The sequence below is a fragment of the Nocardioides marinisabuli genome (assembly GCF_013466785.1).
GTDB classification, from domain to species: Bacteria; Actinomycetota; Actinomycetes; order Propionibacteriales; family Nocardioidaceae; genus Nocardioides; species Nocardioides marinisabuli.
In genome coordinates this window covers 1981770-1994635 of sequence record NZ_CP059163.1, presented here as the reverse complement: position 1 = coordinate 1994635, position 12866 = coordinate 1981770, and the positions used below count along the sequence as shown (strand labels likewise).

The 12866-nt window shown below is 75.3% G+C and carries 11 protein-coding genes; 4 read left to right on the top strand and 7 right to left on the bottom strand.

The annotated features are described in order from the left end of the window. Window positions 1-27: 27 nt before the first annotated feature. The gene (locus H0S66_RS09540; protein ID WP_218876275.1) at window positions 28-1551 is read right to left on the bottom strand and encodes a sugar ABC transporter ATP-binding protein; all 1524 of its coding nucleotides are present in this window, start codon (window positions 1549-1551) and stop codon (window positions 28-30) included. Then, entirely contained in the window at window positions 1548-2831 is a 1284-nt protein-coding gene (locus tag H0S66_RS09535) for an ROK family transcriptional regulator (protein ID WP_179615174.1), read from the bottom strand. Before H0S66_RS09535 ends, H0S66_RS09540 begins: the two co-directional genes overlap by 4 nt. Window positions 2832-3024: 193 nt before the next feature. Between H0S66_RS09535 and xylB the strand changes: the two genes are divergently transcribed. From xylB to H0S66_RS09520, 3 genes are read left to right on the top strand one after another with little or no spacing between them, the layout of a single operon-like run. Beyond that, entirely contained in the window at window positions 3025-4410 is a 1386-nt protein-coding gene (gene xylB / locus H0S66_RS09530) for a xylulokinase (RefSeq protein ID WP_179615173.1), read from the top strand. A 41-nt stretch (window positions 4411-4451) separates the two neighbouring features. Beyond that, window positions 4452-5621, top strand: a complete 1170-nt coding sequence (locus tag H0S66_RS09525) for an ROK family transcriptional regulator (RefSeq protein WP_179615172.1) — start codon at window positions 4452-4454, stop codon at window positions 5619-5621. Window positions 5622-5675: 54 nt separating this feature from the next. Then, window positions 5676-6470, top strand: a complete 795-nt coding sequence (locus H0S66_RS09520; protein WP_219633642.1) for a siderophore-interacting protein — start codon at window positions 5676-5678, stop codon at window positions 6468-6470. A 66-nt stretch (window positions 6471-6536) separates the two neighbouring features. Here the strand turns inward: H0S66_RS09520 and H0S66_RS09515 are convergent, their stop codons facing one another. Genes H0S66_RS09515 through H0S66_RS09505 form a run of 3 tightly spaced genes read right to left on the bottom strand, consistent with a single transcriptional unit; the run spans window position 6537 to window position 9379 of the window. Continuing rightward, a complete protein-coding gene (locus H0S66_RS09515; RefSeq protein WP_179615171.1) occupies window positions 6537-7748 on the bottom strand; it encodes a thiolase family protein in 1212 nt (403 codons plus the stop codon). 10 nt (window positions 7749-7758) lie between these two features. Further along, window positions 7759-8754, bottom strand: a complete 996-nt coding sequence (locus H0S66_RS09510; protein WP_218876274.1) for an alpha/beta fold hydrolase — start codon at window positions 8752-8754, stop codon at window positions 7759-7761. A gap of 52 nt (window positions 8755-8806) precedes the next feature. Continuing rightward, on the bottom strand, window positions 8807-9379 hold the full coding sequence (locus H0S66_RS09505) for a thermonuclease family protein (protein ID WP_179615170.1): 573 nt from the start codon (window positions 9377-9379) through the stop codon (window positions 8807-8809). Between the two features lie 82 nt (window positions 9380-9461). Between H0S66_RS09505 and H0S66_RS09500 the strand changes: the two genes are divergently transcribed. Next, window positions 9462-10073 (top strand): flavin reductase family protein, encoded by a 612-nt coding sequence (locus tag H0S66_RS09500; RefSeq protein WP_218876273.1) that lies wholly within the window; start codon window positions 9462-9464, stop codon window positions 10071-10073. A gap of 12 nt (window positions 10074-10085) precedes the next feature. Here H0S66_RS09500 and H0S66_RS09495 read toward each other — a convergent pair whose 3' ends face one another. Beyond that, window positions 10086-11300: a YibE/F family protein gene (locus H0S66_RS09495; protein WP_218876272.1), complete on the bottom strand. Its 1215-nt coding sequence runs from the start codon at window positions 11298-11300 to the stop codon at window positions 10086-10088. A 170-nt stretch (window positions 11301-11470) separates the two neighbouring features. Then, on the bottom strand, window positions 11471-12742 hold the full coding sequence (locus H0S66_RS09490) for an HNH endonuclease signature motif containing protein (RefSeq protein ID WP_179615169.1): 1272 nt from the start codon (window positions 12740-12742) through the stop codon (window positions 11471-11473). Window positions 12743-12866: the final 124 nt, after the last annotated feature.

The following is a 12866-nucleotide window of genomic DNA, read 5'->3' as shown; positions in this document are numbered from 1 at the left end:
CCGTGGTGCTCACGGGCTCCTGGTGGCTCATGCGACGTTTCCTTCCATGACGAGGTCGAGGACGCGGGACTCGTCGATGTCCTCGGCCGGGCCCTCGTGGACGACGGTGCCCTCGCGGACGACGAGCACCCGGTCGGAGAGACCGAGCACCTCCTCGACCTCGCTCGAGACCACCAGGACGGCCACACCGGAGTCGGCGAGGCCGCGGATCAGGCTGTAGATCTCCGCGCGGGCGCCCACGTCGACGCCGCGGGTGGGCTCGTCGAGGATCAGCACCCGGCACTCCCGCAGCAGCCAGCGGGCCAGCACGATCTTCTGCTGGTTGCCGCCCGAGAGGGTGCGCGCCACCCGCTCGACGCCGGTGGGACGCACGTCGAGCGAGGCGCACAGCTCCTCGGAGCGGCGCCGCTCGGAGCCGCTGTCGAGGAAGCCGCCGCGGGCGAAGCGGGCCAGGCTGGAGATCGTGATGTTGCGGTAGAGCGACTGGTCGAGCAGCAGGCCCTGGCTCTTGCGCTCCTCGGGGCACAGCCCGACCCCCGCGCCGACGGCCGCGGCGACCGAGCCGCGGCGCAGCCGGCGTCCGTCGACGGTGACGGTCCCGGCCGAGGCCCGGCGGGCGCCGTACACGGTCTCGACGATCTCGGAGCGCCCGGCACCGACCAGCCCCGCGAGCCCGACGATCTCGCCGCCGTGGACGTCGAGGTCGACCCCGGAGAAGATGCCGGGGCAGGCCAGGCCGCGCACCTGCAGGACCGGCTCGCCCTCGCGGCGGGCGGCGCCCGAGCGCGCCGGGAAGACGTACTCGATCGAGCGGCCGGTCATCAGGCGGATGAGGTCGGGGGTGGGGGTGGCGTCGACGGCGAGGTTGCGCCCGACCGTGACGCCGTCCTTGAGCACGGTGATGCGGTCGCCGATCTCGCGGATCTCCTCGAGCCGGTGGGAGATGTAGACGATGGCCACGCCCTCGGCGGTCAGGTCGCGCACGACCCGGAAGAGGTTGCGGACCTCCTCCTGGTCCAGCACGGCCGACGGCTCGTCGAGGATGAGCAGCCGCGTGTCGTGGGACAGGGCGCGGGCCATGCTGACCACCTGCTGCGCCGCGGGCGACAGCTCGCCGACCTGGCACTGCGGGTCGATCTCGGCGTGGCCGAGCCGCTCGAGGAGGGCACGGGCGCGGCGGTCGGCGGCGATGGCCCGCGTGAAGCCGCCCACCGAGAGCTCGTGGCCCAGGAAGATGTTCTCGGTCACGGTGAGACCGGCGACCAGGTCGAGCTCCTGGTAGATCGTGGAGATGCCGCGCCGCATGGCGGCCACCGGGGTCGACAGCGCGACCGGCTCGCCCTCCCACAGGATCTCCCCCTCGTCGGGCTGGTAGGAGGCCGAGAGGATCTTGATCAGGGTCGACTTGCCGGCGCCGTTCTGGCCGAGCAGGCAGTGCACCTCGCCGGCGCGCACCTCGAGGTCGACCCCGCCCAGGGCGCGCACGCCGGGGAACGTCTTGGTGATGCCGCGCATCTCCAGCAGGGGGGCGGGGCGGGGCTGCTCGGTCATCGGGTGGCTCCGGTCGCGAGGTCGTCGGTGGTGCGGGCCGGCGGGGCGAGGCCGGCCCGGGTGGGGTCGTCGAACACGACGGAGAGCGCCTGCAGCGCGCCGCCGCGGACCGCGGCGGAGAAGCCGAGCGTCGACATCTCGACCCGGCAGCCGCCGCTGCCGGGGGCGAAGACCTCCTGCTGGAGGCCCGCCTCGAGCGCCTCGGCGAACCAGGGCCCGAGGGCGGCGAAGTAGCCGCCGAGGACGAGGACCTGCGGGTTGAGGACGTTGACCAGGATCCCGGCGCCGACCGTCAGCCAGTCCGCGACCTCGGTGAGGGCGGCCAGGGTGCGGGTGTCGCCGGCCGCGGCGCGCCCCCGCAGCTCGTCGAGGCGCTGGACCAGGTCACGCGCCGGGTCGCGGACCGGGTCGCCCTCGTCGGCGGCCAGCCGCAGCAGCGTGTGCAGGCCCACGACGGTCTCCCAGCAGCCGGTGCGCCCGCAGCCGCACCGCGCGCCCGCACGCTCCACGCGCATGTGCCCGACCTCGCCGGCGAAGCCCTGGCCCCCGCGCAGCAGGCGGCCGCCGGCGACCATGCCGCCACCGACACCGGCGCCGCCGGTCAGCAGCAGCAGGTCGTCCGGGGGCGCGTCGGCCCGGGCCGCCAGCTCGGCGACGGCCGCGAGGTTGGCCTCGTTGTCCAGCGTCACCGGGTAGTCGGGGGCGTCGAGGTCGGCGCACAGCTGGGCCACGGCCGCCGTGCGCTGCCAGCGCAGGTTGGGCGCGTCGAAGACGGTCCCGGTCGCGGTCTCGACCAGGCCGGGGACCGCGACGGTGAGCCCGACCGGACGGGACCGGCCGTCGAGACCGTCGAGCACCTCCCTGACCACCCGGGCCAGCTCGCCCAGGACCCGGGTGGGCTCCATGCCGGCGGTGTCGAGTGCGACGCGTCGCTCGGCGACCAGCTCGCCGCGCAGGTCGAGGGCCAGGACGGAGAGGTAGTCGATGTTGATCTCGGCGCCGAGCGCGACCAGGTGGCGACCGTCCAGCCCGACGGCCTGCGCCGGCCTGCCGACCCCGCCCCGCTCCGCCTCGCCCTCGCTGACCAGACCACGCTCGACCAGCTCGGCGACCAGGCTGGAGACCGTCGCCTTGTTCAGGCCGGTCTCCTCCGCGACCCGGGCCCGGGAGCGGTCGCCGTGGCGGCGCAGGTGGCCCAGGACCAGCGAGAGGTTGTGCCGGCGCACGGCGACCTGGTCGGCAGTCGCGCTGCTGCCGGTGAGGCTCGGGCGTCGGCTCACGGGGTCTGCTCCTCGGTATGACGGCGGTCACAGAGTTTGTCTGTCGGTGCAACAAACTAAGTAGTGACTGCCATCACGTCAAGGGTCGCGCCCCGCTGAGCGTGCGGGTGGACCAGACCGGCGCGGGCGGCGTACGAGCGCTCGCGACGCCCCGGCCTTGACTTTTGTGCGCCTCCCGCACTAAATCGTCGGCATGACTCTCGTCCTCGGCATCGACTCCTCGACCCAGTCCACGAAGGCGGTGCTCGTCGACGCCGACGACGGCACCGTCGTGGCCCAGGACGCGGCCCCGCACCCCGACGCCACCGAGGTCGACCCGCACGCCTGGACCACCGCCCTCGAGGCAGCGGCCGGGCCGCTGCTGCCGCGCGCCGCCGGCGTCTCGGTGGCCGGGCAGCAGCACGGCATGGTCGCCCTCGACGAGCACGACGCACCGGTGCGACCGGCACTGCTGTGGAACGACACCCGCTCCGCCGGGGCGGCCCGCCAGCTGGTCGAGGAGTGGGGTGGCCCCCAGGCGTGCGCCGACCTGGTGGGCAGCGTCCTGGTGGCCTCCTTCACCGTCACGAAGCTGAGGTGGCTGCGCGACCACGAGCCCGAGGCGGCGCGCCGTACCCACCGGGTGCTGCTCCCCCACGACCACCTGTCCCGGCACCTGGCGGCGCCGGGCACGGCGGCCTTCACCGACCGCGGCGACGCCTCCGGCACCGGCTACTTCTCCACCCGGGAGGACCGCTGGCGCCCCGAGCTCGCGGCCGCCGCCCTGGGCCGCGAGGTCGAGCTGCCCCGCGTCGCGGGTGCCGGCGAGGCCGCCGCCGAGACGCGGCACGGGCAGGTCGTCGGGCCCGGGACGGGCGACAACATGGCCGCCGCCCTGGCCCTGGACCTGCAGCCGGGCGACGTCCTGATCTCGGTCGGCACCTCGGGGGTCGCCTCGGCGCGCACGCAGGCCGCGGTCCACGACGGGTCGGGGCTGGTCACCGGGTTCGCCGACGCGACCGGCGGGTTCCTGCCCCTGGCCGTCACCCTCAACGCGGCCCGCATCCTGGACCTGCAGGCCCGGCTCCTGGGCGTCGACCACGACGAGCTGGCGGCGCTCGCGCTCTCCGCCCCGCCGGGCTCGCACGGCACCACCCTGCTGCCCTACTACGGCGGCGAGCGGACCCCCGACCGGCCGCACGCCGTCGGCACGTGGACGGGGCTGACCACCACGACCGACCGGGCCGACCTGGCCCGCGCGGCCTTCGAGGCGCTGGGCTGCAGCCTGGCCGACACGGTCGACGCCCTGGCCGCGCAGCTGGACCGCCCGGTGGGACGGGTCCTCCTCATCGGGGGTGCCACCCGCAGCAGGGCCCTGCAGCAGATCCTCCCGGCCGTGCTGGGCCGCGACCTCGAGCTCCCGGAGCCGGGCGAGTACGTCGCCCGCGGCGCGGCCCGCCAGGCCGCCTGGGCCCTGTCGGGCGCGGCGACCCCGCCGGCCTGGCCGACCACGGGCACACGCACGCTCACCGCCGAGCCCACGCCGGAGGTGCGCGAGGCCTACGTCCGGCTCCGCGAGCAGACCGGGGCCTGGTCCTGACGACCGCGCCCGAGCGGCTGCGCCGGCACAACGTCGCGGCCGTGCTGCGCTCCCTGCGCTTCGAGGGTGCGGCGTCGCGCAGCCGGCTGGCCGAGCGCACCGGGCTGTCGAAGACCACGGTCAGCGCGATCGTGACGGAGCTGCTCGAGGTGGCGGCCGTCGAGGAGGAGGCCTCCAGCCGCGCCGGGCGCGGGCGGCCCGCCGTACCGGTGCGGCTCCGGTCGCAGCCGCACGTGTCGGTGGGCCTGGAGGTCAACGTCGACTACGTCAGCGCCGTCGTCCTCGACCTGGCGGGCCGGACCCGGCTCAGCGAGACCCGGTCGCGCCGCTCGCGCGACCCCGACCCCCTGGTCGCGCTCGTCGACCTGGCACGGGCGGTGCACGCGCAGGTCGAGGCGGCGGGCGCGGCCCCGGTCGGGGTGACGGTCGCGGTGCCCGGACTGATCGCCGCAGACCGGCGCGAGGTGGTGTGGACCCCCAACCTCGGCATCGAGCACGGCACCCGCCTGCACGACCGGGTCGCCGCCGTCTTCGACTCCCGCTGCCCCGTCGAGATCGCCAACGACGCCAACTGCGCCGCGCTCGCCGAGAGCCGGCACGGTGCGGCCGCCGGGCTCGACGACGCGGTCTACCTGACCGGCACCGTCGGCATCGGCGCGGGCATCCTCGAGCGCGGCGTCCTGCGCACCGGGGCGCACGGCTTCGCCGGCGAGGTGGGGCACATGCCGCTGGGCGACCCGCGGGCGGTCTGCGGGTGCGGCCGCACCGGGTGCTGGGAGGCCTCGATCGGGCTGCACGCGCTGCTGCGCGCGACCCGGATGCCGGAGCTCGAGGACCCGCTCACGACGGCCGCCGCGGTCGCCGTGCGTGCGCGCACCGACCCGGCCGTCGCCGGTGCCCTGCGCGGGCTGGGCGAGCTGGTCGGCCTGGGCCTGAGCGCCCTGACCGCCGTCCTCGACCCCCGGGTCGTGGTGCTGGGCGGGTACTTCGTGCCCCTGGGCGACCACGTGCTCGCACCGGCCCGCCTGGCGCTCGCCCGGCGCTCCGCCCCGGCCCAGCGCCCCGTCCCCGACCTGCGCCTCGGCGCGCTGGGCATCCGCGCCGCCGCCACCGGTGCCGCGGAGCGCGGGCTGATGGCGGTGCTCTCCGGCGAGGCCGCCCTCGAGGCCCCGTCGACGCCCGGTGGCCCTCCGTCAGGGGCAGGGAGTTAGGCTTGCCTAACTTCCAGCGCTTCGGCGACCTGTTCCACCGAAAGGGGCCCGCCCGTGCACGGCGTCGTCCAGAGCACCGAGCAGATCTCCCCCACCATGGTCCGCGTCGTCCTCGGCGGCGACGGGCTCGACGGGCTGGAAATGCCCGACTGCACCGACAGCTACATCAACGCCGCCATCCCACCGGCGGGGGCGACGTACGGGCCGGTCTTCGACCCGCGCGAGGTCCGCGACACCCACCCCCAGGAGCAGTGGCCGCTGCGGCGCCGCTACACCGTGCGCCGCTGGGACGCCGAGCGGCGCGAGATGACGCTCGACCTCGTGGTGCACGGCGACAGCGGGCACGGCGGCCCGTGGGCCGACCGCGCCGAGCCCGGCGACGTGCTCGTCTTCAACGGCCCCGCCGGCGACTACCGTCCCGACCCCGGTGCCGACTGGCACCTGCTGGTCGGTGACGAGTCGGCCCTGCCGGCCATCGCCGCCTCGCTGGAGGTCCTGCGCCCCGCCGACCGCGCCGTGGCGCTCCTGGTCGTCGACGGCCCCGAGCACGAGATCGCCGTCGAGAGCCCCGCCGACCTCGACCTGCGGTGGGTGCACCGCAGCGCCCGGTCGCCCCGGCCGCTGGTCGAGGCCGTCGAGCAGGCCGAGCTGCCCACCGGGCGGGTGCACGCCTTCGTGCACGGCGAGGCCGAGGAGATCCGCGCGATCCGTGCCCACCTGCTGCGCGACCGCGGCGTCGCCCGCGCCGACCTGTCGTGCTCGCCGTACTGGCGCCGCGGCATGGACGACGAGCAGTGGCGCTCGGTCAAGAAGCAGTTCGTGACCGCGATGGAGGGCGACACCGCCTGAGCCCCGCCCCGGGACGTCATCCGGGCGGGACGTCCGTCCGTGCCCGGCGCATGACGTCCCGCGGGCTCAGGAGGCGCTGGCGGCGTCGGCCACGTTCTCGAGCACCACGGCCAGGCCCTGGCCGACACCGATGCAGATCGCCGCGACGCCCCACCGCTCGCCGCTCGCGCGCAACCGGGCGGCGAGGGTGGCCAGCACCCGGCCGCCGGAGGCCCCCAGCGGGTGACCGATCGCGATCGCGCCGCCCCAGGCGTTGACGACCTCGGGGTCCACGTCCCCCTGCTGCGTCCAGGCGTCGACGCAGGCCAGCGCCTGCACCGCGAAGGCTTCGTTGAGCTCGACGGCGCCGACGTCCGACCAGCCGATGCCGGCGCGGGCCAGGGCCTTGGTCGCGGCCTCGACGGGGGCGAACCCGAAGTCCTGCGGGTCGAGCGCGTGCGCCCCGCGACCCGCGACCCGGGCGAGCGGCGCGAGACCGATCCGGTCGGCGGCGGCCTCCGAGCCGAGCAGCAGCGCCGAGGCGCCGTCGTTGAGCGGGCTGGCGTTGCCGGCCGTGATGGTGCCGTCGCTGCGGAAGGACGGCGCCAGCCCGGCGAGCGCCTCGGGGGTGGAGCCGTCGCGGATGCCCTCGTCGCGACCGAGGTCGACGCCGTCGACGCCGACCACCAGGTCGTCGTACGCACCCGCGGCCCAGGCCTCGGCGGCGAGCCGGTGGGAGCGGGCGGCGAAGGCGTCCTGGCGCTCACGGCTGATCCCGAACCGCTCGCCCAGCTGCTCGTTGGCCTCGCCGAGCGAGACGGTCCACTCGGGCGGCATCCGCTCGTTGACCAGGCGCCACCCCAGGGTCGTGGAGACCATCTGGGCGTGCCCGGCCGGGAAGGCCCGCTCCGGCTTGGGCAGCACCCAGGGTGCGCGGGTCATCGACTCCACGCCGCCCGCGACGGCGACCTCGGCGTCGCCGGTCTCGAGGGCGCGTGAGGCCTGCATGGCCGCGTCGAGCGAGGAGCCGCAGAGCCGGTTGACGGTGATCGCCGGCACCGAGGTCGGCAGCCCGGCCAGCAGCACCGCTATCCGGCCCACGTTGCGGTTGTCCTCGCCGGCCTGGTTGGCGCAGCCCCACACCACCTCGTCGACCTCGGCGGGGTCGAGGCCGGGCGCCTTGGCGAGCACGCCGCGCAGCGCGGTCGCGGCCAGGTCGTCGGGGCGCACCCCCGCGAGGGCGCCGCCGAAGCGACCGAAGGGGGTCCGTGCCGTGGCGTAGAGGTAGCTCGCAGTCACGGCGTCGAGGCTAGCCCTCCCCCAGCTCGGCGAGGGTGGTCCGGACGGTGCGGAGGGCGGCCTCGGCGGCGGGGACGCCGCAGAGCACCGCCGCCTGGACGAGCAGCTCGGTGATCTCCTCGACCCCGACGCCCTGCTCGAGCGCGACCGGCACCTCCTGCGCCAGCCGGTCGTGGTGGCCGCCGACCACCAGGGCGGTCAGCGTGACCAGCGAGCGGGAGCGCGGGTCGAGGCCCGGTCGGGACGCGACGGCGCCCCACACGTCGGCGACCGCGGCCTCGAAGCGCGTGGTCATGTCCTCGAGGGCCGTCGCGGCCGGCCCGAACGCGTGCTCCCGCACCAGACGAGCGACCTCGGCGGGCGCGTCGACCGGGACGAGGCGGCCGGCTCCCGCGACCACCTCGAGCCGTCCGTCCTGCACGCCGTCGGCGACCTCGCGCAGCGACGCCACCGGCGTCGTCGCGTCGTCGGCGCCGGCCGCGACGAGCACGGGGGTGGCGATCCGGCCGAGCCGCCGGCGTACGTCGAAGCCGGCGAGGGCGGCGCGCACCGCGGCGTACCCCTCGTCGTCAGCGTCGTCGTCGGCGTCGGCGGCGGCCGCGGGCCGCTCGGGGAGCGGGTCGGGCGCCACGGCCCCGGCGCCGAGCAGGGTGGCCGACTCGACCCGGGCGGGCGCGTCGAGGAGCAGCTGGAGGCCGACGGCCGCGCCCACCCCGGCGCCCGCGTAGTGGAAGGTCGGCGGCTGGAGGCCCCGCCCCATCGCGTCGACGGCCTCGAGCACCCCGGCTGCCAGGCCGGCGACCGTCACCGGCGCCTCGAGCGGGGTCCGGTTGGTGCCGTGCCCGGGCAGGTCCCAGGCCACCACCTGGAAGTGCTCGGCGAGGTGGACGGCGGCCGCGGCCCAGAGCGCCTGCGCGCTCGTGCCGAGATCGGGGCCCAGCAGCAGCAGCGGCTGGTCCGGACGGCCGCCCAGGCGGACGGCGGAGACGGGGGTGCGGGTGATCATGGGGTCCTCGGGCGGTGCGGCGACGGCGGACTCCACTGTCGCAGGTAGCCGCTCAGCAGGCGCCCCACAGGCCCCGCCCGGCCTCGCGGGCCTCGCTCTCGGCAGCCCGCATGGCGGAGATGTGGCGGTCGTTGGGCTCGTACAGCACCGCCTCGGCGTGCCCCGCGCGCACCATCGCGAGGTTCACCATCTCGCCGTCGGCGTCGTAGACGTAGAGCAGCGTGCGCCCGTAGCGGTCGAGCAGCTCGTCGTCGGCCTCCACGCTGACGCCCGAGCCCGGCGGGACCAGGTCCTCGAGCGCGGCCGACGCCTCCGGGCCCCAGCACTCCACCGGCGACCCCGGCGCCACGGTCTCGGGGGTGTCGATCTGCAGCAGCCGCACCGCCGTGCCGTCGGCGCCGCCGTCGCCCAGCAGGGCGCCGTCGCCGCGCAGGTAGAGCGTGTCGCCGTCGACGATGCGCACCACCTCGCCGCGCTCGCGGCCCCCGCCGTCGACAGGGGCGGGCGCCTGCTCCGGCACCGTCACGACGCCGCCGGCGCCGACCCCACCGACCCCACCCACATCGGTGCAGCCGGCGAGCAGCACCACCGCGAGCCCGGCCACGGGCATCCACCTGACGTCCACGGCGCACAGCCTGGCAGCCACCACCGACGGGCCGCCGCCGGGCCGACGAGGAGGGTGGGCCCGGTGCTGGTGCAATGGGCGCATGGTGTTCTACGAGCCCTCGGCACGCGACCGCGACCTGCTCCCCCACGACCCGTTCAAGGCGATCGTGGCCCCGCGCCCGATCGGGTGGATCAGCACCCGCACGGCCGACGGCACGACCAACCTGGCGCCGTACAGCTTCTTCAACGCCGTGGGCGACCGGCCCCCGATGGTGATGTTCTCGAGCGTGGGGATGAAGGACACCGCGAGCCTGGCCCTGGAGTCGGGCGAGTTCGTGTGGAACCTGGTCTCGCGCGGGCTGGCCGAGCAGATGAACGCCACGTCGCGCTCGCTGCCGCGGGGCACCGACGAGGCCGAGGAGGTCGGGCTCGAGCTGGCCCCCGGGCACCTGGTGGGCGCCCCGCGGGTGGTCGCGAGCCACGCCTCCCTGGAGTGCGTCGTGGTGCACTCGACCCGGCTGCGCGACCGGCACGGCGCCGAGACCGACCAGTGGCTGGTCGTCGGCGAGGTCGTGGGCGTGCACGTCGACCCGGCGATGATCACCGCCGACGGCCGCTTCGACACCCTCGCGGCCCAGCCGCTGATGCGCGCCGGCTACACCGACGAGTACCTCGTGGCCGACACGATGCTGCGGATGACCCGCCCCGCCTGAGCGGGGGCGTCCTCAGGCCTGCGGGTCCGGGTGGGAGCGCAGCACCAGCGCCGCCAGGCCCGTGGTGAGCGGGACCGCCGCGACCAGGCCGAGCGTGGCCACCACGCTGCGCACCACCTCCTGGGCGATGATCTGGTCGGTCACCACGCTGCCGAGCGACTCGGTGTTGGCCACGATCAGGATCAGCAGCGGCAGCGCCGAGCCGGCGTAGGCCAGCACGATCGTGTTCACGACCGAGGCGATGTGGGAGCGCCCGACCCGGCTGCCGGCGCGGAAGAGCTGCAGGGCGCCGTACGCCGGGTTGGCGCGGGCGAGCTCCGCGACGGTGGCGGACTGGGTGACGGTGACGTCGTCGAGCACGCCCAGCGAGCCGATCACGATGCCCGCCAGCAGCAGGCCCTCGGTGTTGACGCCCTGGGTCATCCCCACGGCCAGCGAGAGGTCGTCGGTGACGCCGGTGAGGTGCAGCGCCGAGACCGCGAGCGCGGAGAGCACCCCGGTGAGGGTGAGGCTGGCCAGGGTGCCGAGCACCGCGACGGTGGTCGTGGCGGCCAGGCCGTGGGTGAGGTAGAGGACGGTGAGCATGATCGCCGCCGACCCCACGATCGCGACCAGCAGCGGCGGCGAGCCGGCGAGGATCGCGGGCACCACGAAGTAGAGCAGCAGCAGGAAGGTGACCCCGAGACCCGCGAGCGCGCTCACCCCCCGCCAGCGGCCGAAGGCGACCATCGCCAGCACGAACGCGCCGACGAGCACCACCAGCCCGGTGCCGCGCTGGTGGTCGACGATCGCGTAGGACTCGCCGTCGGGGGTCTCGTTGAGGATCAGCACGACGTCGTCGCCCTCGGCGACCTCGGGGGCCCCCGGCCCGTTGGGCAGCGGCACCTCGGCCTCGTCGACCGGGTTCTGGCGCGGGTCGTCCTCGGGCACCTCGAGCGCGACCGTGGCGGTGCCGCAGCCGTTGACGTCGTCGGTGAGGTCCTCGGTGCACTCGCTGCTCTCGATGGCGGTGATGGTGCCGTCGTACTGCGCCGCGCCGCCCTGCCCCTCCGGGGGCGTCAGGTCCTCGGTGGGCCACAGCCACGCCATCGCCACCACCGTCAGCAGCGCGATCGGCGCCAGCACCAGCCACGCCGCCCGCGGGGTGCGCCCCAGCTCGTGCTCGTCGGGTCTGCGGTGGTGCCCGCCCATGCGCTGCCACTCCTGGGTGCGGCGGGGCGTGCGCACCCCGCGTGGTCTCGGACGCGCCACAACCTACCCGCCGGGTCGACGCGGGCTCACGGCGTACGCCGTGCGACGTCACCCTCACGTGCGCCGAGTCGGCGCCAGTTCCCGTCGTACGCCGAGTGGGCGCCAGTTCACGGCGTACGGCGTCTTGTTGCTGCAGGGGGTGTCTTCTAGGTGCGCCGGTGGAAGCTGACCTGGTTGTCCCCACCGATCTCGGTCTCGTACTCCGGGTCGTGGATGCGTCGGTGGTGGTACGGGCACAGCAACCGCCCCCGCTCCACCTTGGTGTGACCGTCCCTGCACCAGAAGTCCTCGTGATGGGCGTGGCACATCGCAGGCGGGGCATCGCACCCCTTCGCGGTGCACCCGCCGTCACGCACACCCAGGGCAAGACGCTGCGGGACCGTGAACAGCCGCTGGCTGCGCCCCACGTCGAGCGGCTCGCTCCGGCCGCCCAGCACCACCGGCACGATCCCGGCCTCGCACGCCAGCCGGCGCGCGGTCGCAGCACTCAGCCGCCCACCGGTGTCGAGCGTGGCCGCGGCCAGCCCACCCTGCAGCGACTCCAGCGTCATCGTCACCACCACGGTGGCGTTCACCCCGCCGGCCCGCGGAAGCGCAGCCGGGTCGAGGCGTTCCACCAGCTCCACGAACGCAGCCCCCAGGCGCTGCGCGGTCGGGCGGCGTACGGGCACCGGTGCCTCGTCAGGTGTGTCCTGGTCGTCACTGTTGACGCGGTTGGCGACCTGGTGCTTGGGGGCCGCGAAGGCCAGCAGCGCCCGCTCGAGCATCTGCCCGACCAGCAGCGGCACCGTGAAGGACCCCCGGATGCGACCGTGGCCGTCCTCGCGCATCCGGAACACCGAGCTCTTCTCCGCCTCCCGCTCCTCGCGGTCGAGCAGCTCGGCCTCCCACGCCTCACCGACCTCCGGGGCGACGACGTCCAGGATGCGACGCCCCAGCACCCGCAACGCTTTCGCGTCGTGCACCTGCGCGAACTCGACCAACGCCGCAGTGGCCTCTCGGAGGATCGACGCCTCGAGGTCGTCGGGCAGGTCATCCAGCGCCGTACAGATCACCGACGCCTGCTCCGCGACCAGGTCCCCACGCCCCAGCGCTTCACGCACCAGGACGTGACGCGCCAGGCCCTCGGCGAGGCGTACCTGCCGGAACGACTCCCGCTTGGTCGACCGGGTGACGTTGGAGTGCCAGACCGCCAGCGACGGGGAGGCGTTGCGCTCCTGGACCGCGACGGTCTCGGCATGGGTCAGCAACCCCGAGCGCACCTCGACCAACATGGCCTCCACCTGTGCGACCTCCGCCAGCACCTCGGCGGCCTCGCCCTGGCTCATCGACCACAACGGCGTCCCGGCGACCTCGCTCAGCACCGAACGCGCCCGCGCGACAGCACTCCCGATGGGGTGCGCGGCGGTGGTCGACATGAGTGAAGTATCTCAGCCGCCACCGACAAAGCACCAGGTCAAACCCCGTTTTCCACAGGCAGATCGAAAACTTTTTCGACGGTGCGTAAGTGACCGGTCGAGGGTTCAAACCTGACCGCTCGAG